Annotated in this window: 24 protein-coding genes, 1 tRNA gene and 1 pseudogene; 14 read left to right on the top strand and 12 right to left on the bottom strand. The window is 61.7% G+C overall.

Going from position 1 to position 18,783, the window contains the following annotated elements; all coding sequences use genetic code 11:
• Window positions 1-221: 221 nt before the first annotated feature.
• The 6 genes and pseudogenes from EN852_RS00770 to EN852_RS00745 form a co-directional block, all read right to left on the bottom strand.
• Window positions 222-2,254, bottom strand: a pseudogene (locus EN852_RS00770) (YgiQ family radical SAM protein).
• 319 nt (window positions 2,255-2,573) lie between these two features.
• Window positions 2,574-4,403 (bottom strand): patatin-like phospholipase family protein, encoded by a 1,830-nt coding sequence (locus EN852_RS00765; protein WP_189545648.1) that lies wholly within the window; start codon window positions 4,401-4,403, stop codon window positions 2,574-2,576.
• Between the two features lie 610 nt (window positions 4,404-5,013).
• A complete protein-coding gene (locus tag EN852_RS00760) occupies window positions 5,014-5,238 on the bottom strand; it encodes a hypothetical protein (RefSeq protein ID WP_127874525.1) in 225 nt (74 codons plus the stop codon).
• 156 nt (window positions 5,239-5,394) lie between these two features.
• Window positions 5,395-5,688, bottom strand: coding sequence for a hypothetical protein (locus EN852_RS42125; RefSeq protein WP_246694132.1), 294 nt, complete (start codon window positions 5,686-5,688; stop codon window positions 5,395-5,397).
• The gene (locus EN852_RS42120; protein WP_246694131.1) at window positions 5,689-5,985 is read right to left on the bottom strand and encodes a hypothetical protein; all 297 of its coding nucleotides are present in this window, start codon (window positions 5,983-5,985) and stop codon (window positions 5,689-5,691) included.
• A 257-nt stretch (window positions 5,986-6,242) separates the two neighbouring features.
• Window positions 6,243-6,629 (bottom strand): hypothetical protein, encoded by a 387-nt coding sequence (locus EN852_RS00745; RefSeq protein ID WP_127874524.1) that lies wholly within the window; start codon window positions 6,627-6,629, stop codon window positions 6,243-6,245.
• A gap of 67 nt (window positions 6,630-6,696) precedes the next feature.
• Here EN852_RS00745 and EN852_RS00740 point away from each other — a divergent pair, with 67 nt between their 5' ends.
• From EN852_RS00740 to EN852_RS00700, 10 genes are all read left to right on the top strand, one after another.
• On the top strand, window positions 6,697-6,960 hold the full coding sequence (locus tag EN852_RS00740; protein WP_127874523.1) for a hypothetical protein: 264 nt from the start codon (window positions 6,697-6,699) through the stop codon (window positions 6,958-6,960).
• The gene (locus EN852_RS00735) at window positions 6,957-7,316 is read left to right on the top strand and encodes a hypothetical protein (protein WP_127874522.1); all 360 of its coding nucleotides are present in this window, start codon (window positions 6,957-6,959) and stop codon (window positions 7,314-7,316) included. The genes EN852_RS00740 and EN852_RS00735 overlap by 4 nt, the downstream gene beginning before the upstream one ends.
• 94 nt (window positions 7,317-7,410) lie before the next feature.
• Entirely contained in the window at window positions 7,411-7,653 is a 243-nt protein-coding gene (locus EN852_RS00730; protein ID WP_127874521.1) for a hypothetical protein, read from the top strand.
• Window positions 7,650-7,970: a hypothetical protein gene (locus tag EN852_RS00725; protein ID WP_246694130.1), complete on the top strand. Its 321-nt coding sequence runs from the start codon at window positions 7,650-7,652 to the stop codon at window positions 7,968-7,970. Before EN852_RS00730 ends, EN852_RS00725 begins: the two co-directional genes overlap by 4 nt.
• Complete coding sequence (locus tag EN852_RS00720; protein WP_127874520.1) at window positions 7,967-8,242, top strand: DUF1488 domain-containing protein; 276 nt, start codon at window positions 7,967-7,969, stop codon at window positions 8,240-8,242. The genes EN852_RS00725 and EN852_RS00720 overlap by 4 nt, the downstream gene beginning before the upstream one ends.
• Window positions 8,243-8,323: 81 nt before the next feature.
• Window positions 8,324-8,575 (top strand): DUF982 domain-containing protein, encoded by a 252-nt coding sequence (locus tag EN852_RS00715; RefSeq protein ID WP_127874519.1) that lies wholly within the window; start codon window positions 8,324-8,326, stop codon window positions 8,573-8,575.
• A gap of 100 nt (window positions 8,576-8,675) precedes the next feature.
• The gene (locus EN852_RS40695) at window positions 8,676-8,831 is read left to right on the top strand and encodes a hypothetical protein (RefSeq protein WP_095777384.1); all 156 of its coding nucleotides are present in this window, start codon (window positions 8,676-8,678) and stop codon (window positions 8,829-8,831) included.
• A 3-nt stretch (window positions 8,832-8,834) separates the two neighbouring features.
• Window positions 8,835-9,014 carry a hypothetical protein gene (locus EN852_RS00710; protein WP_127864387.1) on the top strand — a complete coding sequence of 60 codons (180 nt, stop codon included), beginning with the start codon at window positions 8,835-8,837 and terminating at the stop codon, window positions 9,012-9,014.
• Between the two features lie 13 nt (window positions 9,015-9,027).
• Window positions 9,028-9,780: an NYN domain-containing protein gene (locus EN852_RS00705; RefSeq protein ID WP_127864831.1), complete on the top strand. Its 753-nt coding sequence runs from the start codon at window positions 9,028-9,030 to the stop codon at window positions 9,778-9,780.
• A 49-nt stretch (window positions 9,781-9,829) separates the two neighbouring features.
• The gene (locus EN852_RS00700; protein WP_127864388.1) at window positions 9,830-10,747 is read left to right on the top strand and encodes an NADP-dependent oxidoreductase; all 918 of its coding nucleotides are present in this window, start codon (window positions 9,830-9,832) and stop codon (window positions 10,745-10,747) included.
• 173 nt (window positions 10,748-10,920) lie between these two features.
• On the opposite strand, the gene EN852_RS00695 is transcribed toward EN852_RS00700, so the two are convergent.
• A tRNA-Met gene (locus EN852_RS00695) sits at window positions 10,921-10,997 on the bottom strand.
• 252 nt (window positions 10,998-11,249) lie between these two features.
• Here EN852_RS00695 and EN852_RS00690 point away from each other — a divergent pair.
• On the top strand, window positions 11,250-12,215 hold the full coding sequence (locus EN852_RS00690) for a Gfo/Idh/MocA family oxidoreductase (RefSeq protein ID WP_127874518.1): 966 nt from the start codon (window positions 11,250-11,252) through the stop codon (window positions 12,213-12,215).
• A gap of 68 nt (window positions 12,216-12,283) precedes the next feature.
• Here the strand turns inward: EN852_RS00690 and mnmA are convergent, their stop codons facing one another.
• Window positions 12,284-13,474, bottom strand: a complete 1,191-nt coding sequence (gene mnmA, locus EN852_RS00685; protein ID WP_127874517.1) for a tRNA 2-thiouridine(34) synthase MnmA — start codon at window positions 13,472-13,474, stop codon at window positions 12,284-12,286.
• 254 nt (window positions 13,475-13,728) lie between these two features.
• On the opposite strand from mnmA, the gene EN852_RS00680 reads away from it, so the two are divergent.
• Window positions 13,729-14,004 (top strand): DUF1153 domain-containing protein, encoded by a 276-nt coding sequence (locus tag EN852_RS00680; protein WP_006203587.1) that lies wholly within the window; start codon window positions 13,729-13,731, stop codon window positions 14,002-14,004.
• Window positions 14,005-14,066: 62 nt separating this feature from the next.
• Here EN852_RS00680 and EN852_RS00675 read toward each other — a convergent pair whose 3' ends face one another.
• A complete protein-coding gene (locus EN852_RS00675) occupies window positions 14,067-14,993 on the bottom strand; it encodes an NADP-dependent oxidoreductase (RefSeq protein ID WP_127874516.1) in 927 nt (308 codons plus the stop codon).
• A 90-nt stretch (window positions 14,994-15,083) separates the two neighbouring features.
• On the opposite strand from EN852_RS00675, the gene EN852_RS00670 reads away from it, so the two are divergent.
• A complete protein-coding gene (locus tag EN852_RS00670) occupies window positions 15,084-15,485 on the top strand; it encodes a helix-turn-helix domain-containing protein (RefSeq protein WP_127874515.1) in 402 nt (133 codons plus the stop codon).
• A gap of 104 nt (window positions 15,486-15,589) precedes the next feature.
• On the opposite strand, the gene EN852_RS00665 is transcribed toward EN852_RS00670, so the two are convergent.
• Complete coding sequence (locus tag EN852_RS00665) at window positions 15,590-15,967, bottom strand: flagellar export protein FliJ (protein ID WP_126064596.1); 378 nt, start codon at window positions 15,965-15,967, stop codon at window positions 15,590-15,592.
• A gap of 449 nt (window positions 15,968-16,416) precedes the next feature.
• Here EN852_RS00665 and ctrA point away from each other — a divergent pair, with 449 nt between their 5' ends.
• A complete protein-coding gene (gene ctrA / locus EN852_RS00660; RefSeq protein WP_006203583.1) occupies window positions 16,417-17,112 on the top strand; it encodes a cell cycle two-component system response regulator CtrA in 696 nt (231 codons plus the stop codon).
• Between the two features lie 69 nt (window positions 17,113-17,181).
• On the opposite strand, the gene EN852_RS00655 is transcribed toward ctrA, so the two are convergent.
• On the bottom strand, window positions 17,182-17,550 hold the full coding sequence (locus EN852_RS00655) for a response regulator (RefSeq protein WP_127864432.1): 369 nt from the start codon (window positions 17,548-17,550) through the stop codon (window positions 17,182-17,184).
• A gap of 230 nt (window positions 17,551-17,780) precedes the next feature.
• A complete protein-coding gene (locus EN852_RS00650; protein WP_095817211.1) occupies window positions 17,781-18,410 on the bottom strand; it encodes a histidine phosphotransferase family protein in 630 nt (209 codons plus the stop codon).
• Between the last annotated feature and the right edge of the window lie 373 nt (window positions 18,411-18,783).

Genomic DNA, 18,783 nt, shown 5'->3' with positions numbered 1-18,783 from the left:
TTTCCAAGACATGTGCCTCCCTTCGGAATCGAATGCGCGTGTGCGACCCCCGGGCACAGTCAGCCAAAACGTCGGCTTTCGGGGGCGGCAACGGCCGCCTTGGTGGCCAAAATTGAGGCGCCAAGCTGTCGGCGAAATCGGATCTGCCTGTGGCTCGGATCGCTATCCGGCAGGCCAGCTATGCTGACGGTGCGCTACAAAGAGACTATCGGCCCCTAGGCTCACTTCTTTGGGAAGGGCACGCCCTTGGTGGTGAATCGCTGCCCTCTGCCGATAGGGCGCACGGGGCGCTTCGTGGCGGCGGCCTTGCCGGTTCCTGGCGGCTGGTGAGCGGGCACGAGCTGGTCGGGGCGGGGGCCAATCAGGTCGGCGCGGCCCATCTCCTTCAAGGCATCGCGCAGCAACGGCCAATTGTCGGGGTCGTGGTAGCGCAGGAACGCCTTGTGCAGCCGGCGCTGCCGCCCGCCGCGAACGGTCTCGACCTTGTCGGTCACGCCGCGCCGGACGCCCTTCAGCGTGTTGACGCCGGTGTGGTACATGGCCGTCGCCGTGGCCATGGGCGAGGGCAGGAAGGTCTGCACCTGGTCGGCGCGGTAGCGGTTCTTCTTCAGCCAGAGCGCCAGCTGCAGCATGTCCTCATCGGTCGTGCCGGGATGGGCGGCGATGAAATACGGAATGAGATAGTACTTCTTGCCGGCTTCCTTGGCGGCGGCGTCGAACATCTCCTTGAAGCGGTCATAGGTGCCGATGCCGGGCTTCATCATCTTGTCGAGCGGTCCGCGCTCGGTGTGCTCGGGCGCGATTTTGAGATAGCCGCCCACGTGATGGGTCACCAGTTCTTTGACATATTCGGGACTCTTGACGGCGAGGTCGTAACGAACGCCGGAGGCGACCATCACCTTCTTGACGCCCTTGACCTCGCGCACCTTGCGATAGAGCCGGATCAGGTCGTCATGCGAGGTGTTGAGGTTGGGGCAGATGTCGGGAAACACGCAGGACGGCAGGCGGCAGGCCGCCTCGATCTTGGGGTCCTTGCAGGCCATCCGGTACATATTGGCGGTCGGCCCGCCGATATCGGAGATCACCCCAGTGAAGCCCGGGGTCTTGTCACGGATCTTCTCGATCTCGCGCAGGATCGAGCCCTCGGAGCGGTTCTGGATGATGCGGCCTTCGTGCTCGGTGATCGAGCAAAAGGTGCAGCCGCCGAAGCAGCCGCGCATCACCGTCACCGAGAACTTGATCATATCCCAGGCAGGAATTTTGGCATCCCCATAGGATGGGTGAGGGGCGCGCGCATAGGGCAGATCGTAGACGGCGTCCATCTCCTCGGAGGTCAGCGGGATGGGCGGCGGGTTTAGCCACAGGTCGCGATCGCCATGGCGCTGGACGAGCGGGCGTGCGTTGCCGGGGTTGGCCTCGCGGTGCAGCACGCGCGAGGCGCGGGCATAGGCATCGCGATCGCCCTCGACCTGCTCGAAGGATGGCAGCCGGATCACGATGTCGCCGGGCTTGCGGCTCGCGCCCTCGTCGGCGGAATCGAGATCGTCGGCGTGCAGTTCGGTAAAATGCTCGGGCACGCAGCGGAACAGGGCGACGCCCCTTATGGTGTCGAGCTGGCGCGGCGTGTCGCCGGCGGCGAGCCGGTTCGCCACCTCGACGACGGCGCGCTCGGCATTGCCGTAGATCAAAAGATCGGCCTTGGCGTCGGCCAGGATCGAACGGCGCACCTTGTCGGACCAATAGTCATAGTGGGCGATGCGGCGCAGCGAGGCTTCGATGCCGCCCAGCACCACCGGCACGTCCTTGTAGGCCTCGCGGCAGCGCTGCGTATAGACGATCGTACAGCGGTCCGGCCGCTTGCCGCCCTCGCCACCCGCCGTATAGGCGTCGTCATGGCGCAGCTTGCGGTCCGAGGTATAGCGGTTGACCATGGAATCGAGGTTGCCGCCGGTGACGCCGAAGAACAGCCGCGGCCGGCCCAGCGCCTTGAACGGCTCCGCCGACTGCCAGTCGGGCTGCGAGATGATGCCGACCCGAAAACCCTGGGATCGAGGAGGCGCCCAATGATCGCCATGCCGAAGCTCGGATGATCGACATAGGCGTCGCCCGTGACCAGCACGATGTCGCATTCACCCCAGCCGAGCGCCGCCATCTCGGCGCGGCTCATCGGCAGGAACGGCGCTGCCCGTCCGGAATGAGGCGCGCGGACGGACAGCGGAATGATGTTCTTCTGGGCGCTGGCTATGGTTTCCATCGGCCGACGTATAGGCCGCCGCCAAGGCGAATTCAATTAAGCTCGATTTTGGGCTGCGGAAGGGATGCGGTGCGACGTGTCAGGACACAGCGCTTAGCCGCCCATCGGTTTCATTAAATTCTTTGGATGCCCTGGAGAGGGTTGGTAGCGGGAGAGCGCTACTTCGCGAGACCCACTATCGAAGGGCGTTCTGTTACTATCGAAGGGGCATTCTTTTGCCATCGGAGGCACGCGGCTTAGTCGAAATTTTCCAATTCTGGGTACAGAGGTCAGCCGATACCCTCCGTGAACCGCTTGAGCATAGTGGGACGGTGATGCGCTAAGGATGTGCGTTACCGAGCATCGCACGGAGTCCAGAGTCGTTCTGGCGGAGACGTTCCTCGATCCATTGCGCCGTGCGGTGGTAGGCGTCCGAATACAACTCGGAATGCCGACTCCAATCCATGAAGGTGCCCGAAACCTGCGGACAGACCAAGACATCCTCATCGCCGACAGCAAGGTCCTGCGGCCCGTGTGCCAGCATACTCGCGGCAATAACCTGAAGCATGCTCGGAACCTGCGGCAAGCGCGCACGGCCGAAAGGGTTCAGCAGGGCGGCCGCCAGTTCCGATCTGCCGGGGATGCGGTCATAGTCGATGTGGTATTTTTGCGGTCCGCTGGTCCCAAAGCTCACGATGACATTGGGGCCGGTCTTGAGTTCCCTCATCTGTTCCAGCGGCAAATTGTTCATGATGGCGCCATCCACCAGCATATCGCCGTCAGCCGTAAAGAAAGGCGGCAGGACACCCGGGAGCGAGCCTGATGCCCGAACGGCTTGCCAGAGTTTTCCACGACGGTGGACATGGGGCTGACGGCTGCTCAGATTGGTCGAAAGCGCGAAGAACGGAAGCCAGAGATCTTCGATCAGAACGTCGCTGTATTCCTCCCGAAGGGCCCGATCGAAGGCTTTGTGATCTAGAAGCGCGAAACGCGGCAAGGTGGGGCGCCGAAACGCCCGACTCTTGACAAACACGTTATGCGTGCCGCGGTCGATCTGCTCCGCGTCCAACCCTCTTGCGAAGCCGGCCATCATCGCCGCTCCGGAACTCGTCCCGCCGAGATAGTCGAAGCGCCCGCCCGCCTCGACGAAGGCTTTGTAGACGCCCACATGGGCGCTGCCCAGGGACCCACCCCCCGCCGCCACGAAGCCACGTGCCTTGCGGGAAATAAATCGGACCAGGCGCTGGATATCAGACATATCCTCCAGCGCAACATGATGATGCTGGCCGATATGGGGACGCTCATCGAGCCACGCCGAGGTTCCGGTGACCGCAGCCGAGCGACTGTCGTGAATTAGGACAAGCCGACCGGTCGATGGTGGATGGACCGATAGCGCCAATTCCTCGGAGGTGTTCAAGTGAGGCGAGGAGGACGCGTTCGCTATCAACAGGACGGTATCGGCTTGGCGAATGCAGACTCGTGTCCATTCATTAGGTTCTTCATCGGCCACGTAGACAACGAATTCAGCTTGCGCCTCCAGTTCGTTCAACCAGTTAAGGACCGGCTGGTCGTCGATCGGACGACCTGCGAACTTCGCGTGGACGTCAAGCCGGGAAACGAACTGAGCGCGCGTGACCGCGCCGAACTCTTGCTGTAGGTGCCCAATGAAAACCGGTGAGATGCGACTTCCGCCGGCTGCAATGATGGCTAGCGTTCGGATCTTGGCGGGTTTCTGGAGACGTGACAAAATCGGAGATTGCGAGGCGAACCGGCGCGCCAGAGATATTGTGACGGCCTCTCTCAGGTTCGGCAAAGCCTTGGCCGCCTTCTCGAAATTATTACGGCTGATTTCAAGGACGATCGAATCGCGCGCTGCAAGGACAGTGGCCGTACGGGGCAGCCCTGCAAAGAAACCAATTTCGCCGACTAGTTCGCCCTGTGCGATCTCGGCGACCGAGCCAATCGGATCTCCTTTGTGCACCGTAAAGCGACCGGACAGCACAACGAAGAACCTGTCCGATGGATCGCCTTCGCGAACCAGGACCTCACCGCGCCTCAGGACCCGACGATCGGATTCGGCAGCCAAAGCCTCGAGCGCCAGCAACGACGCCCGATCGAACATCAATGTCGCCGACAATAATCTCGCGGCGAGAGAATCGATGGAGGACATTTGAGCCATCCCGGGGACGCATTCGCTCCGGCAATTGTATCCCTTACCGGTCGTGTTTGCAGCGTCGCACGGCGCGATCCGAGCCGAACCGCAACGTTGCCGGCTGGAGCCTGTCTATGGATCAAAATTCTGATGTGCCGACCTCATGCGAAGCATTGGTTCCCTGTGGCGTCTGCGAGGCGCTCGATCCGCGGCAATCGGTGGGATTCGCCAGGCCGTCTCGAAGGCGCACCGTCGCTGCGTGGACAGCGTGATCGTCTACCCGGATCGGCATGGGGGCGTGAGTGTCGACATTCGCGGAAAACTAGATGCCTTGGGAGCGAGAGGCTTCGGAAGCCTCGGTGTTGCTAACGGTGGTAGCTGAGGACCGTTCTCCCCGCTTTCAACATTCGGCGCCGGCCCATCTTTCAGTGGGAACGATGGTAGCGGGAGACCGCTACAAGCGTTCCCCACATTCCGAACCGGTGCCGTTCGTATATCGTGCTGCGTCGTAGGGAACGCGCCCTCAATCGAAGACCAATCGACGGCTGTGTCCTTGCGCCGTCTCCAAGCGTGATTAACGAAATCGCTGGCGGCCGGCGCCCAGACGCGTATCCGCCGAAAGCTTCGATCAATTCAAATGCCGCTGCATTATGGCGCGTAGCCACCGAAAAAGGCTCATGTCGGCTGGACGGCGGCCATATTCTTCGATCGCCGTTTCGAGCGTCAGCTCAACCAATTTCTCCGCCGATTTGGCTGATCCGCCTCGATACTGGCGGGCCATGATACGCAGAGCTCCGAGCAAATGCTCGTCACCGCATTGGCCGGGGAGAAGGTCTTTGTCCTTGAAAGGCACTCGCCGAACCCGATCTTCGTGCAGCACCGAGATACCGGTCGATAGTGCGGCCGTAGCCGCGGCACCGCGAGCCTGGAGTTTTCTCGTTAGCAAGGGGGCTTCGCGGATGAGCGATGCTCGGTCGTCTCCCAGAACGGCTCGGCCAGGACGATCAATTCAAATCAGACGGTTGCGTTCTGCGACTTCCCGTGTCCGCCTCAGAGCGCCGTCGGTGTCAGCGATCCTGCGCCTTGCCGCTTCGTCGGTTCTGATGGTCAGTCGAGCCGACAGAATCCTGGATGACTTGGTGACCGCCACGATCACGACGGGCGGGGCATCCGGTGTTTTCATGGTTCTCATGGGTCTTATCCTTTCAAGTGAAATGAAATGCAGGAGGCAGTCGACATTCGGCGATTGCTCCACATGATCGGGCGAGGAGCGCTGAACCGCGATATCGGCCTTGCCGCTCAATCAGGATTCCCATCCGGCCTCTTCCCGCCGCTTGGCGTCCTGAAGGTTCAATTCGCCAGCGATCTTTTCCGCCCGCCGCGTCTTGATGCCGATCATCATCTTTTTCTCAAACTCGGCAGGTTGGCCGGTGAAGACGTCGATAATGGTGCAACTGTTCGGCTTGTCCATCCGAAGCGCGTAGCGCTTTGCCATGCTGGCATCCTTCTTGTTTTCGGCCTCGACGAATGCCGACCGGGTCAGGCTTTTATGACGACAAAAACCGAGGCCAGCACACCGACAATCCAGAGCGTGACGCACACCTTCAAGGCTAGCGGCCCATATGAAGGGAGCGTCGACGCCACGAGCGTCCCCACCGTTCCATTCGCGCCAGTGCGCCCCGTCGCGACAGCGAGCGGCATCTTGGTGCCAAGCTTGCCGAAAGCGTGAGGCGGTTTGCGCTTGGACGAGACCCCGGATGTGCCCAAAATGCCAGGCTTCACGGTTGGCGCGGCTGTCGGGCGACCAAGCTTCGATGGCAACTTCTTTCTTACGGGGGAACGGGCGCGCATGTCCTTCTATAGACTGCTTACCCCGCGATAGATAGGAGAACCGAAATTATTCGTCAGGTCGGGGAAATTATCTGCCTCAATTATTGCGAGACGCGTAAAATATCGCATTGGATGAGGAGAATTTCTGCCGATTTTTTCGACCTCGGTGTTCGGATTTTTATTTAACCAATGAAAATAAAACGCCATCGCCGTCTTGCTCGCGGCGCAATTGGGGCGCTTATATAAAATTCGTTGATTTGGTCGAGGTGGCTTTCGTGATAGCGAAGCCTCGCCATCCGCCTCCGAATTTTCGACAGTGAATGCATTGCGCCGCTCCCGGCGCGGCATCTCGCTTCGTTCGAACCCTGAAATGATACCGGTGCTGACCACGGATGTACTGGCAGCACCGGACATCGTTTCGGCGGTTCGGCTGCAATCAAGGCGGAAAGGCGCATGCGCGTGTTTCCGCAGAAAGCCGCAAGTGGCCACTCGCACCACGCAGACCGTCGTTCGCTTCAACTCGGCGTTCGCGCTGCCGGGTCTCGATGCGCCGCAGCCAGCCGGAGAGTATCACGTCGATCTCGACGAAGAATCTCTCGAAGGGGCTTCCCGCACAGCATGGCGTCGCGTGGCAACTTTCATTCACCTGCCGGCGATCTCCGCGAAGGGATCCACGCAGCAAATGGTGCCGATCGAACCAGCCTCGCTCGAGGCCGCGCTCGATAAGGACCGGAGGCAATCATGACGACCCTCATGCAACGCAACGCACGACCAATCCAGCACGGAGCCCCGACGCGTCTTTTTGACATCGGACAGGCGGTCCGGCTTAAAGGCGGTCCCGGCGTTGGTCCGAAGGCCGGTGAAATCTACCATGTCACCCGTACCCTGCCGCCGAGGGGAAATTCGCCCCAATACCGCATCCGCAGCGACGCCGAACCGCATGAGCGGGTGGTGACGGAGGACAGGCTGGAACCGGTCGACGAGGTGTCGGACGGTGGCCTAATGCTCATCGAAAGGACGTTCGGACATGGCCAAGGGACAGAAGCGCTCGAACAGAGAGATCAGAAAGCCGAAGCAGGAAAAGGCCCCGGTCAAGCCTGAGAGTGCGTTCGGCCAAATCAAAGGTGCCGGTGGCACCCACACCCAAAACAAGAGCAAGGGCTGACGCCAGGATGTTTGCGCGAGGCGGACTCGTATGAAGGTTGTGATCGAATTCTATCGCACGCGCATTGCCGACGACGCGCACGCCGTCATCGGCCGCGAGACCGTGGATGCGGCCGACCTCGACGCCGCGATCGAGATCGCGCGGCTTCTGGCAAGGACGCTGAACATGCCCCAGTGGCCAGATGCGGTCGCCATCGCCGACTCCGAAGGGGCGACGATCTATTCCAGCATCATCGCCGCGCAGGCGGGCACAGACGAAGGGCCGACATCTTGAACGCCGACGACCCTCGCGCCGATGTCGCTCGCGACGCCTTGGCTCATCCCGGCGAGGAAAATGCACGCGGCGCGCGGGTATGTGGCTTTGGGGACCATCAATATGGCCGCCGCGTCGAAGCCGATCGTTCCTGGACCGTCTATCACGTCTTCACCGGCATTCCAGCGCATGTGAACGGCGCCTCCATGATCGGGCTCAGCCGTTCGGAAGCGACGAAAAACATGCTGTCCCTGAACTTTTGCAGCAGCGAGCGCCGCAAGGAGAGGATCGCCGCTCGGCTCTTCGCTGCGCTTGAGAAGCCGGCAGGCCAGTCATGACGCTCGCGTTCCCGAACCCCAGCCGAAGTTTTGATCAGGAGCGTCACGGCGTCTACTTCATCGGTCATGACGGCATGTTTCAAATCCGTTTCTTCATCGAGGCCGAGGCACTGGCCAAAAACGGCATTGCCCTGGGCGGCAAGGCTAGCGTGGAGACGGCCTATCTCTCGGCATTCGATGGCTTGCGAACCTCCATCCAGCAAGTCGCAGGCAAGGTCTATGCGCGCCACCGCCGCGACTCCTACACTTTGACCGCCGCCGATTTCAGGTAGCGGCATCCGCTTGCGATCAAGGCGGGTGAACAATCGACCCGCCGCGCTCGTCTTTCCATGCAATTGGGCGTAGGGTGCACAATGGCTGGCAAAAAATTCCGGGTTCCCGTGGTTGTCTATGTCGCCGGCCCGATCGGCTTCACTCTGATTGAGTCAGTCGCACAGGCTTCGGATTTCCTGTTTGACCATTGGCCAGGAAACGACAGCGTGGCTTGGACCGACGCGATGAAACGCTGCGCCGAAGACGGCGCTGCCGATGACGCGAGTGCTGCATTCCTCACCGCATTTCAGGAGGCGGGGATCGGCTACGACCGCACAGTTGAGATTTACTGAGCTTGACGGGCGACTGCGCGGTTTGAAGCCGCGCGCTGGCCGGATTGCGATCCTCAGCCAGCATTCGGCCTGGCGGATCCACCAGACGGGGAGAGTTCGAATGGCGATGAAGCCGAACTATCGATACGAGCGCAGTCAACGGGACAAGGCCAAGGCGGCCAAGAAAGAAGCCAAGCTTGCGGGGAAAGCCGCGAAGGAGAAACCATTATCCATAGAGCAGAAAGAACAGCGAGAGCCCGCTGCTGACGAAAGCTGAGGCATGGCGATGACGCAGCGCGAGACGGACAGCTTCGAAATCGACGTGGAATGTCCCCGTTGCCATCATCAGGCAAAGACGCTCGTCGGTTGGATTCGTACCCACACCCAGATGGAATGCGCGAACTGCGGCGACATCATCGACATTGAGAGCAAGAACTTCAGGTGCCATGAACAGCGCTGAGGAAAAGACCACGATGCCGCCAGAGCCGCGCTCGCCACGCCTTGCCGTTCTCATCGATGCCGACAACGCCTCGGCCAAGATCGCCGATGGGCTGTTCGAGGAGATCGCCAAGATCGGCGAGGCCAGCGTGCGTCGCATCTATGGCGATTTTTCCAGCTCGCGCTCGAAAGCGTGGGCCGACGTCCTTTCGAAGCACGCAATCATACCCCAGCAGCAGTTCGCCTACACGACAGGCAAGAACGCCTCGGACATCACGCTCGTCATCGACGCGATGGATCTGCTGCACAGCGGCCGGTTCGACGGTTTCTGCCTGGTTTCCTCCGACAGCGATTTCACCCGGCTCGCGGCCCGTATTCGCGAGCAGGGCATCGACGTTTTCGGCTTCGGCGAGCAGAAGACGCCTGAGAGTTTCCGCCAGGCATGCCGGCGATTCGTCTATACCGAGAACCTGCTGCCGTCCGCGCCAGCAAACGAGCCTGAAGCCTTATCGACTGTGAAGCCGCTGCAGCCGCCTTCCGCGGCCGTGCCGATCATCCGCAAAACCATCGCGCAGATGGAAAGCGAGGATGGCTGGGTTCCGCTCGGTGCCGTCGGCACGCAGCTTGCAAATCTGGCTTCCGACTTCGATCCGCGCACCTTCGGCTTTCGCAAGCTGAGCGATCTCGTCCGCAAGACGAACGCGTTCGAAATCGACCGCCCCGAGGGCGGAACGCTCCGCATCAGAATAAAACCAGAGGCCGCGCGAGGGCGAAAGCGCCAGAAGTGATCGCTACGGGGCCACGTATACCGGCGTCTTTTCGGAGGAGACAATTCCCATGAAAGCAATCGTTGCAACGGACCGGACTGCGGGAACGGCCGGCATGACACTGGTGGAGCGGCCCGAACCACAGGCAGCAATAAACGACGTTGTCGTTCAGGTTCATGCGGCGGGGTTCGTCAACACGGAACTGGAGTGGCCTTCGACTTGGGCGGATCGGGCCTTCCGTGACCGGACGCCGTCGATTCTCGGCCATGAATTGGCTGGTGTGGTCACGGCGCTTGGCTACGGTACCACGGGGCTGTCAATCGGTCAGCGCGTGTTCGGCCTGTCGGACTGGCATCGCGACGGCACCCTTGCTGAGTACGTCGCCATGGAAGCACGCAATCTCGCACCATTGCCTGGCGATATCGACTTCGCGGTGGGCGCGAGTCTGCCGATCTCGGGCCTCACCGCATGGCAGGGCCTGTTTCAGCACGGCCGGCTTCAGGCAGGACAGAGCGTGCTGGCGCATGGCGCGGCGGGCGCCGTCGGTTCGGTCGTGACGCAGCTTGCGCGGGAAGCCGGCGCCTATGTCATCGGCACTGGACGCGCCGCGGACCGCGAGAAGGCGCTCGACTTCGGTGTGAATGAATTCGTCGACCTCGGGAACGATAGCCTGGGGGACGTCGGCGGCGTCGACCTGGTATTCGATGTCATCGGCGGTGACATTCAGAAGCGGTCCGCAGCGTTGATCCGGGCCGGAGGAACGCTGGTGACCGTCGTCGGCCCGGCCGAGGCGCGGCCCGCAGACGGGCTGGCGGTTGACTTCGTTGTCGAATCCGATCGCGCCCAACTGAGTGAGATCGTCCAGCGGGTGCGGGACGGACGACTGCGGACGAACATCGGCAGAGTTTCGGCCCTCGACGCGGCCGTTGCAACCTTCAACGCAAGCGAGCGACGCACGGGAAAGACGGTCATCCGCGTTCGTCCGTAAGAAGCTGGGGAGAGAGGGCGGTTTCACTCTCCTCGATTATCGTCTACGCCTCACCGGGCCGCCTGGTGAGCGATGTGACGACGACTGGCCGTTCGAAGATCGGCTGCGACGCAGAGGAGCGCTACAAGCGCTCCCCACCGCGAACAAAACCCACACAGGTGTGTTGGGATCGATGGTAGCGGGAGAGGGACTTGAACCCCCGACCCCAGGATTATGATTCCCGTGCTCTAACCAACTGAGCTACCCCGCCAGGGTGGCAAATGGCCCGGAAAACCGTCCTGGATGGACGGGCGTCGCGAGGCGTTCGCCAAGGTCGCGCGGATATAAGGTTGGGAGGGTGAGCCTGTCAAGCTTGGATGAGGCCGACATGCCGGCATAATCCAGCCCGCATATTCTCGTCCCAGAAAAGCTTTGCCGGACAGCCACTCAGGGCATGTCCCGGGGTTGAGTTCGGCGGGGCACGTCGCTATGTCTCGGCCATGAAATTCTAGAGTTTGAACGAATGAAGCCGCGCATCGCCGTCCTCGGTTGCGGATACTGGGGCAGCAACCATATCCGCACCCTCAAGGCGCTTGGCGCGCTCTATGCCGTTTCCGACGTCAACCGCGCTCGTGCCGAAGGTTTCGCCAGCGAGCAGGATTGCCTGGCGATCGAGCCGGACAAACTGTTCGAGCGCAACGACATCGACGCCATCGTCATGGCGCTGCCGCCGCAATACCATGCCGATACCGCGGTGCGCGCCGTCGAAAGCGGCAAGGACGTGCTGGTGGAAAAGCCGATCGCGCTGACCGTCGCCGATGCCGAGCGCGCGGTGAAGGCGGCAAAGGACAATGGCCGCGTCTTCATGGTCGGCCATGTGCTGCGCTTCCACCCCGCCTTCGAGACGCTGAAGGGGCTGATCGACAATGGCGAGCTCGGCGAGGTGCGCTACATCCATTCGCACCGGCTCGGCCTCGGCAAGTTCCACACCGAAAACGACGCGCTCTGGGACCTTGCGCCGCACGACCTGTCGATGATCCTGGCCATCACCGGCACCGAGCCGATCGAGGTGAGGGGCGAGGGAGCGGCGCTGCTCGACAATCTCAGCGACTTCGCGCATTTGCATATGCGCTTCCCGAACGGCCTGCGCAGCCATCTCTTCGCCTCGCGCCTCAATCCCTATCGCGAGCGGCGCCTGACGGTGGTCGGCACCAAGGCGATGGCGGTGTTCGACGACGTCGAGCCCTGGGAGCGCAAGCTTGCCGTTTACCGCCACGCGGTCTGGCAGGACAGCGGCCAATGGGCGTTCACGGCCAACGAGCCTTCCTACGTGCCGGTCGGCGAGGGCATGCCGCTGACGCGCGAGCTTGCCCATTTCATGCAATGCATCGAGACACGCGCCGAGCCGCGCACCGACGGCGAGGAAGCGATCCGGGTGCTGCGCATCCTGACTGCAGGTACGGTGATCCATATGGGCTCGCCCGCCTGAGCCCGCACCGAAGCAGTCTCTCTGAAAAGTTGGACAGCTGAAAGTCGGCTGACCGATGGGCGAATACCCTATTCAGCCGGAATCTGCGCCGGTCTGGCGGCTAGCCTGGACAGCATGGCCTCGGCCTCGGCGCCGCGCTCGGAACGCTCGATGAAGCCGCCGCCGAACACCCGCGCCTCGTTGCCGTCATCGGAATAGAGCACACAGGCCTGTCCTGGCGCGATGCCGGACTCGCCGTCGGCCAGTTCGACCGAAGTCACGCCGTTGCGATGATGCAGCACGGCCGGACGCGGCGGCCTAGTCGAGCGGACTTTTGCGAAGAGCTCGATCCCGCCGGCCGGAACGTCCGACAGCGGTCCGTCGCCCAGCCAGTTCATGGCGCGCAGATAGATCTTGTGCGTCTCCAGCGCCTCGCGCGGACCGACGATGACGCGCGCCCGGTCGGCATCCAGATGGACGACATAGAGCGGCTCGCCGGAGGCGATGCCGATGCCGCGGCGCTGGCCGATCGTGTAGCGCAGGATGCCTTCGTGGCGGCCGAGCACGCGGCCGTCGATATGGACGATGTCGCCGGGGTTGGCGGCCGCGGGCTTCAGCTTGGCGATGATGTCGGAATATTTGCCCTGCGGCACGAAGCAGATGTCCTGGCTGTCCTGCTTGGCTGCGACGGTCAGCCCCATCTCCTCGGCGATGGCGCGCACCTGCGGCTTGGAAAGACCGCCGAGCGGGAAGCGCAGGTAATCGATCTGCGCCTGCGTGGTGGCGAACAGGAAATAGCTCTGGTCGCGGTCGGCGTCGACCGGCCGGTAGAGCGCGCGATGCACGCCATTGGCGCGCGAGCGGATATAGTGGCCGGTGGCCAGGGCGTCGGCGCCGAGGTCCTGCGCGGTCGCTAGCAGATCGGCGAACTTCACCGTCTGATTGCACGATACGCAGGGGATCGGCGTCTCGCCGGCGACGTAGCTCTCGGCAAAGGGATCGATGACCGCCTTGCGGAAGCGCTCTTCATAGTCGAGGACATAATGCGGGATGCCAAGCGTCTCGGAAACGCGGCGGGCATCGTCTATGTCCTGGCCTGCGCAGCATGAGCCGACGCGATGTGTGGCCGCGCCATGATCGTAGAGCTGCAGCGTCACGCCGACGACGTCATAGCCTTCGCGCTTCAGGATGCCCGCGACCACAGAGGAATCGACACCGCCCGACATCGCGACGACGACGCGGGTTTCTTCGGGGCGGCGAGGGAGATCGAGGCTGTTCATGGTGCTTTCACTGTGCGGCGCTCAAATGCCAATGGCCGGAATATAGGTCAAGCGCCCCGTCTGCGCCAGCTTGCGGCGCGGGACGAGATTACCGGCAATTCAGGGCCTGGAGGCCGGTGTTTCAAATTCTAAACGATATCCTAACCGGGCGTTCACGATCCTTACCTAGTGATTAGGGTTCGCTTAGGCAATTTTTAAAGCTGTGGCGGTACTGTGGCGGGGATTGGGTCTTTGAGTTTTTAGTAGAGAGTACGATGACCGATCTGGTTAGACCTAGAGTCAAGTATGTTATTGGGCCCGACGGCAGCCCTCTTACGATCGCCGATCTGCCCCCGACGAACACGCGGCGCTGGGTTATCCGGCGCAAGGCGGAAGTGGTCGCAGCCGTGCGCGGCGGCCTGCTCAGCCTTGAAGAAGCCTGCCAGCGCTACAAGCTCACCACCGAAGAATTTCTCTCCTGGCAGGCATCGATCGACGAATATGGCCTTGCCGGGCTGCGCACAACCCGCATCCAGCAATATCGGCACTAGGCTGGACAGATATAAAACGAAAAGGGCGCGGTGCTCCGCGCCCTTTTCGCTTCTGTAAAACCTCAGACCGTCAGCACAATCTTGCCGATCGGCCGCGTGGCCAGAAAGGCATGGGCTGCTCCCGCCTGTTCGAGCGGGAAGGTCTTCGCCACATGGGGCGAGAGCTTGCCTGCATCCACCAGCCTGGCAAGCTCGACCAGGCCATCGCGGTCGGGCACCACGGACATGCGCTCGACGCGGATACCGCGCGCGCCGGCCTTCGCCCGGGTGGCATCGTGAACGTTGAGCAGCGAGACCAGAACGCCGCCGTCACGCAGGACTTCCAGCGATTGGTCGGCATGGTCGCCGCCGATCGGATCCAGCACCAGATCGACATTGCCGGCCTTTCTCGTGAAATCTTCCCTGGTGTAGTCGATCACCTCGTCGGCGCCGATCGCGCGGACGAAATCCGTTTTGTCCGGGCTCGCGGTGGTGATGACGTAGGCGCCGCGCGCCTTGGCGATCTGTACCGCCAGATGGCCGACGCCACCGGCGCCGGCATGAATCAGCGCGCGCTGCCCCGCCTGCAGGCCGCCATGGCGGACGAGGCCTTGCCAAGCCGTCAGCCCAGCCAAAGGCAGCGCGGCGGCGCGCGCATGGTCGATGGCGGCAGGTTTGGCGGCAATCTCGTCCACCGGCGCCGTTGCAAGCTCGGCATAGGCACCGGCCTGTTTGGGGAAGTGGGGCATGCCGAACACGTCGTCGCCGACTTTGAACTCGCGCACGCCGGCGCCGAGCGCCGCGACGGTCCCTGAAATGTCCCAGCCCAGTGTGAATGGCGGCTCGCCGAGCAGCGGGTAGAAACCGCCGCGCACGGCGCCATCAACTGGATTGATACCCGCCGCCTTGACGCGGACGAGCACTTCACCGGGTTTGGGCGAGGGGTCGGGCTGCTCGGCGACGAAAAGGACGTCGGGTCCGCCGACGGCATTCTGGATAACGGCACGCATGGAAGCCTCCTGCTCGATTGGTGCGCCGCTATCATTTGGATAGTGATATTCTGTTGTCTAGTATGTACCTTTTCTATATATAGGCACCTCATGGATAGTGAAGACGGCTCCCCACTCGGCTACGACGCGTTCCGGCGCACCTGCCGGTCGCATACCGTGCTCGAGATGTTGGCCAGCAAATGGGTTTATCTTACCGTCTGCGCATTGCGGCGCGGCCGGCTGCGCAATGGCGAGCTGGCGCGCAAGATGGAAGGCATTACGCCCAAAATGCTGACGCAGACTCTGCGCGTGCTGGAACGCGACGGTCTTGTACGGCGTGAGGTGTTTCCCGTCATTCCGCCGCGCGTGGAGTATGAGCTTACGGAGCTTGGCCAGAACCTAGCGGGGCTGCTCAGCCAAATCCGATCCTGGGCCGAAGAGCATACGCCGGAAATCAAGGAAGCCCGCGGCCGGGCATCGGCTGATCATGATGAGATGGCCGCTGCGTCCTGAAGCAGGCGGCGAGGCCGATTCGACCGGTTGGCGGTGCTGAAGCCGCGTGCCGGCATGCCTCCGGCTCCACATGTCTCCCGCAAGGACTGCAAACATGCCGGCGATCAGCCGATCATGGCGCTGCGGCCGCCTATTTCGGCGTCGCGGATCTTGGTGTCGCGCGATTCCAGCATCTCCGCCTTGGAAAGCTCCGCTTCAGCTTCGCCGAGTAATGATTCGGCGGTGCTTCGCTGCTGGGCGAGGTCGCTTTGTGAATTTCTAAGGTTGTCACGGCGAAGGCGGGCCGCTTTGGCGAAGGTCGGATAGGCGAAATGGTTGATGTCGGTGATGCCGGCTTTTTTCTCCTCGGCGATGATCTGCGCTTCCAGCTCGACGGCCATGCGTTCGAACTCGGCGATCATCATGTCCAGCTGCAAGAGCTGCCGCCGCTTCTCATTCACCTGAAATTGCTTCAGCCGAACGAGGTTTTCACGTGACTTCATGACTCGATACTCCGCAAACGCACACCTGCAATACCGTCCAGTCCGCCCGGAACGACCCAAGCGCTGCCCGTTTCCCCCGGCTTTCCCTGGGCTATAGGAAACAAAGCCCTAAAGATTTTTGCCGGCGGTAACCATTCGTTTACGGGCATTGTTAATCATACGGGCGAGGACTTAAGGCCGGGTAAAAATTCCGGCTCTCGGCGAAAGCCCGGGCCAGCGAGTCTCTGGAGTCACTTAGGCTGACTTTTTGATGTGGTGCATTAACGGTTTGCGTCTGTGATTCATTATTAGATTCAAGTGGGTGTAGAAAGGGGTTAAAAAATCTGATATCGTGGACGACACGAAATTAGGATTTGTTAACCAGTCGGTGGCACCTTCTGTTCAGGCAATCACTGCTCCGGGTCCCGGACGGGTCGCGGCACGGCCCGGCAGCAGAAAAGGGGAATGAAATGCGTGTTCTGCTGATTGAAGATGACAGTGCAACCGCACAGAGCATCGAATTGATGCTGAAATCGGAGAGCTTCAACGTCTATACGACCGATCTCGGCGAAGAAGGTGTCGACCTCGGCAAGCTCTACGATTACGACATCATCCTTCTGGATCTCAATCTCCCCGACATGTCGGGTTATGAAGTCCTGCGCACGCTGCGCCTCTCCAAGGTCAAGACGCCGATCCTGATCCTGTCCGGCATGGCCGGCATCGAGGACAAGGTGCGCGGCCTCGGCTTCGGCGCCGACGATTATATGACCAAGCCCTTCCACAAGGACGAACTGGTGGCGCGCATCCACGCCATCGTGCGCCGCTCCAAGGGTCACGCCCAGTCGGTCATCACCACGGGCGACCTGGTGGTCAATCTCGACGCCAAGACGGTCGAGGTCGGCGGTCAGCGCGTGCACCTGACCGGCAAGGAATATCAGATGCTGGAGCTGCTCTCGCTGCGCAAGGGCACCACGCTCACCAAGGAAATGTTCCTCAACCATCTCTATGGCGGTATGGACGAGCCGGAGCTGAAGATCATCGACGTCTTCATCTGCAAGCTGCGCAAGAAGCTGGACGCGGCGTCCGGCGGCCAGAACTACATCGAGACGGTGTGGGGCCGCGGCTATGTGCTGCGCGAACCGGAAGATATCCGCGTCAGCGCCTGAGCGATCACAGTGCCTTAAGACAAAAACCCGGCTCAGGCCGGGTTTTTGTTTGGAGCCGCTCCCTGCGAATCAGGCGGCGATCTTCAGGAAACGGAAGCTTTCGAGCAGTTGCGCACGGTTGAAGGGCTTCAGCAGATAGCCCTGAGCGCCGGCTCGCTTGGCGCGCATGATCGCCGCGGCATCGACCTCGATCAGCGAGACCAGGATCTGCGGCTTGATGGGAGCTTCGATGGCGCGGATGCGGCGAATGAGGTCCACGGCCTGTACGTCGGCCAGCCCGCCGTCGATGACGATGACATCCGGCATGTCGTCGGCGCAGATTTCGGTAGCCTCGACCCCGGTCGACGCCTCGACGACAATCATGTCCGAGCCGCCAAGAATACGTTTTGCGACCTTCCTGATGACGCTCGAATCGTCGACGAACAGGCAGCGCTTCATGTCCGGATCCTCTTTGCCATCTGCCGAACCGGCAGCCTCCGGGTAACAGGGCAGCACTATAGGCCAATCTGGTAAAGAAGCCGAAAAGCCGTTAGGTAAAGTTTTTCCAAAGAGGCGTTTCATGCCATCCCGAACCGTGGCGCGGCTGTCGCAACGGATGCAAAACATTGCTGCGCCTGCACTGCGGGCGCAAGTATCATGGATGAGCGATACTGCAGCGTTTCTTGATATTATTCGGCCCTGAGCACGATCTCGTCGGCGGTCGCGTGGATCGAGATCGTCATGTTGGCCTCGCGCGCCAGAAGCAGCGTGTAGTAAGGCTGGACCGAATGTGCGTCGATCGGCTCCTCGGGCTTATGGCCGGAATGCAGTTCGAGGAATTTCGGCGGCACGCGCAGCATCGGACCACTGGCCGACAGCGAAAAGCGCGGTTCGGTTTCGAGATTTTCCAGCGTGATCACCAGCTTGCCGCCGCGCGGGATCGCCGCATGGGCGACAAGAATGAGGTTGAGCAGCAGCTTGACCTTGTTCTTGGGCAGCAGCGCGCGCGAGCCGTTCCATACCAGTTCCGGTTTTTCGTTCTTCAAGAAGGCGATGGCCACGGCCTCGGCATCACCGGTGTCGATCATCATGCCGGCGGAACCCGCGGCGCCGAAGGCGATACGGGCAAACTGCAGCCGCGCCGAGGCGTTCTTGGCGCTCTGGCGAATGAGCTTCATGGCGTCTTCGTCGGCGCCGCCTTCGTCGAGCAGTTCCAGGCCGTTGTTGATTGCGCCGACCGGCGAAATGATGTCGTGGCAGACGCGGCTGCAAAGCAGCGCCGCGAGATCGGGCGCGGAAAGGGTGAAGAGCTCGGCCATCGGTGAAATCCCTGCTTAAGTCACTTGTTCAAGGCCGAGCGACCGTTTTCGCGCCCGCCCACACGAATCACGCGCCTCCCCAACGCTTTCTGAATACACAGCGCCTGAGCGCGCAGCAACAAATCCAAAATTGCCGACCGCGAAAATGGTGCGTTCACAAGGGGAAAACCGGTGGTCGCGGCTAAAGCTCAGCCTTCGAACCGCCATCTTCGTGTGGGAGCTTAATGGTTGAAAAAGGATTACGGCATAGTTTGCCCGTGATAGCCACCCTGAACGGCCGCCAAGAGCCGCAAGGGTGCGAGGCGTCGGCGAAAGTGCTCCCTGACGGAGATTGGAAGCATGTTTTCCCGATACTACGACCGGACATTCGTCC

It is taken from the genome of Mesorhizobium sp. M2E.F.Ca.ET.209.01.1.1, assembly GCF_004010375.2.
Lineage (GTDB): Bacteria > Pseudomonadota > Alphaproteobacteria > Rhizobiales > Rhizobiaceae > Mesorhizobium.
The sequence above is the reverse complement of the archived record's forward strand: the minus strand, read 5'-3'. Positions and strand labels throughout refer to the sequence as shown.

Coding starts and splice junctions, on each gene's coding strand:
- EN852_RS00745 (WP_127874524.1), bottom strand. CDS start 6,629: ATGTCCGGTGCTGCCAGTACATCCGTGGTCAGCACCGGTATCATTTCA.
- EN852_RS00680 (WP_006203587.1), top strand. CDS start 13,729: ATGACCGATCTGGTTAGACCTAGAGTCAAGTATGTTATTGGGCCCGAC.
- EN852_RS00710 (WP_127864387.1), top strand. CDS start 8,835: ATGGCGATGACGCAGCGCGAGACGGACAGCTTCGAAATCGACGTGGAA.
- EN852_RS00675 (WP_127874516.1), bottom strand. CDS start 14,993: ATGCGTGCCGTTATCCAGAATGCCGTCGGCGGACCCGACGTCCTTTTC.
- EN852_RS00655 (WP_127864432.1), bottom strand. CDS start 17,550: ATGAAGCGCTGCCTGTTCGTCGACGATTCGAGCGTCATCAGGAAGGTC.
- EN852_RS00700 (WP_127864388.1), top strand. CDS start 9,830: ATGAAAGCAATCGTTGCAACGGACCGGACTGCGGGAACGGCCGGCATG.
- EN852_RS00720 (WP_127874520.1), top strand. CDS start 7,967: ATGACGCTCGCGTTCCCGAACCCCAGCCGAAGTTTTGATCAGGAGCGT.
- EN852_RS00715 (WP_127874519.1), top strand. CDS start 8,324: ATGGCTGGCAAAAAATTCCGGGTTCCCGTGGTTGTCTATGTCGCCGGC.
- EN852_RS00650 (WP_095817211.1), bottom strand. CDS start 18,410: ATGGCCGAGCTCTTCACCCTTTCCGCGCCCGATCTCGCGGCGCTGCTT.
- EN852_RS00690 (WP_127874518.1), top strand. CDS start 11,250: ATGAAGCCGCGCATCGCCGTCCTCGGTTGCGGATACTGGGGCAGCAAC.
- EN852_RS00730 (WP_127874521.1), top strand. CDS start 7,411: ATGAAGGTTGTGATCGAATTCTATCGCACGCGCATTGCCGACGACGCG.
- EN852_RS00670 (WP_127874515.1), top strand. CDS start 15,084: ATGGATAGTGAAGACGGCTCCCCACTCGGCTACGACGCGTTCCGGCGC.
- EN852_RS00765 (WP_189545648.1), bottom strand. CDS start 4,403: ATGTCCTCCATCGATTCTCTCGCCGCGAGATTATTGTCGGCGACATTG.
- EN852_RS00665 (WP_126064596.1), bottom strand. CDS start 15,967: ATGAAGTCACGTGAAAACCTCGTTCGGCTGAAGCAATTTCAGGTGAAT.
- EN852_RS40695 (WP_095777384.1), top strand. CDS start 8,676: ATGGCGATGAAGCCGAACTATCGATACGAGCGCAGTCAACGGGACAAG.
- EN852_RS00735 (WP_127874522.1), top strand. CDS start 6,957: ATGACGACCCTCATGCAACGCAACGCACGACCAATCCAGCACGGAGCC.
- ctrA (WP_006203583.1), top strand. CDS start 16,417: ATGCGTGTTCTGCTGATTGAAGATGACAGTGCAACCGCACAGAGCATC.
- mnmA (WP_127874517.1), bottom strand. CDS start 13,474: ATGAACAGCCTCGATCTCCCTCGCCGCCCCGAAGAAACCCGCGTCGTC.
- EN852_RS00705 (WP_127864831.1), top strand. CDS start 9,028: ATGCCGCCAGAGCCGCGCTCGCCACGCCTTGCCGTTCTCATCGATGCC.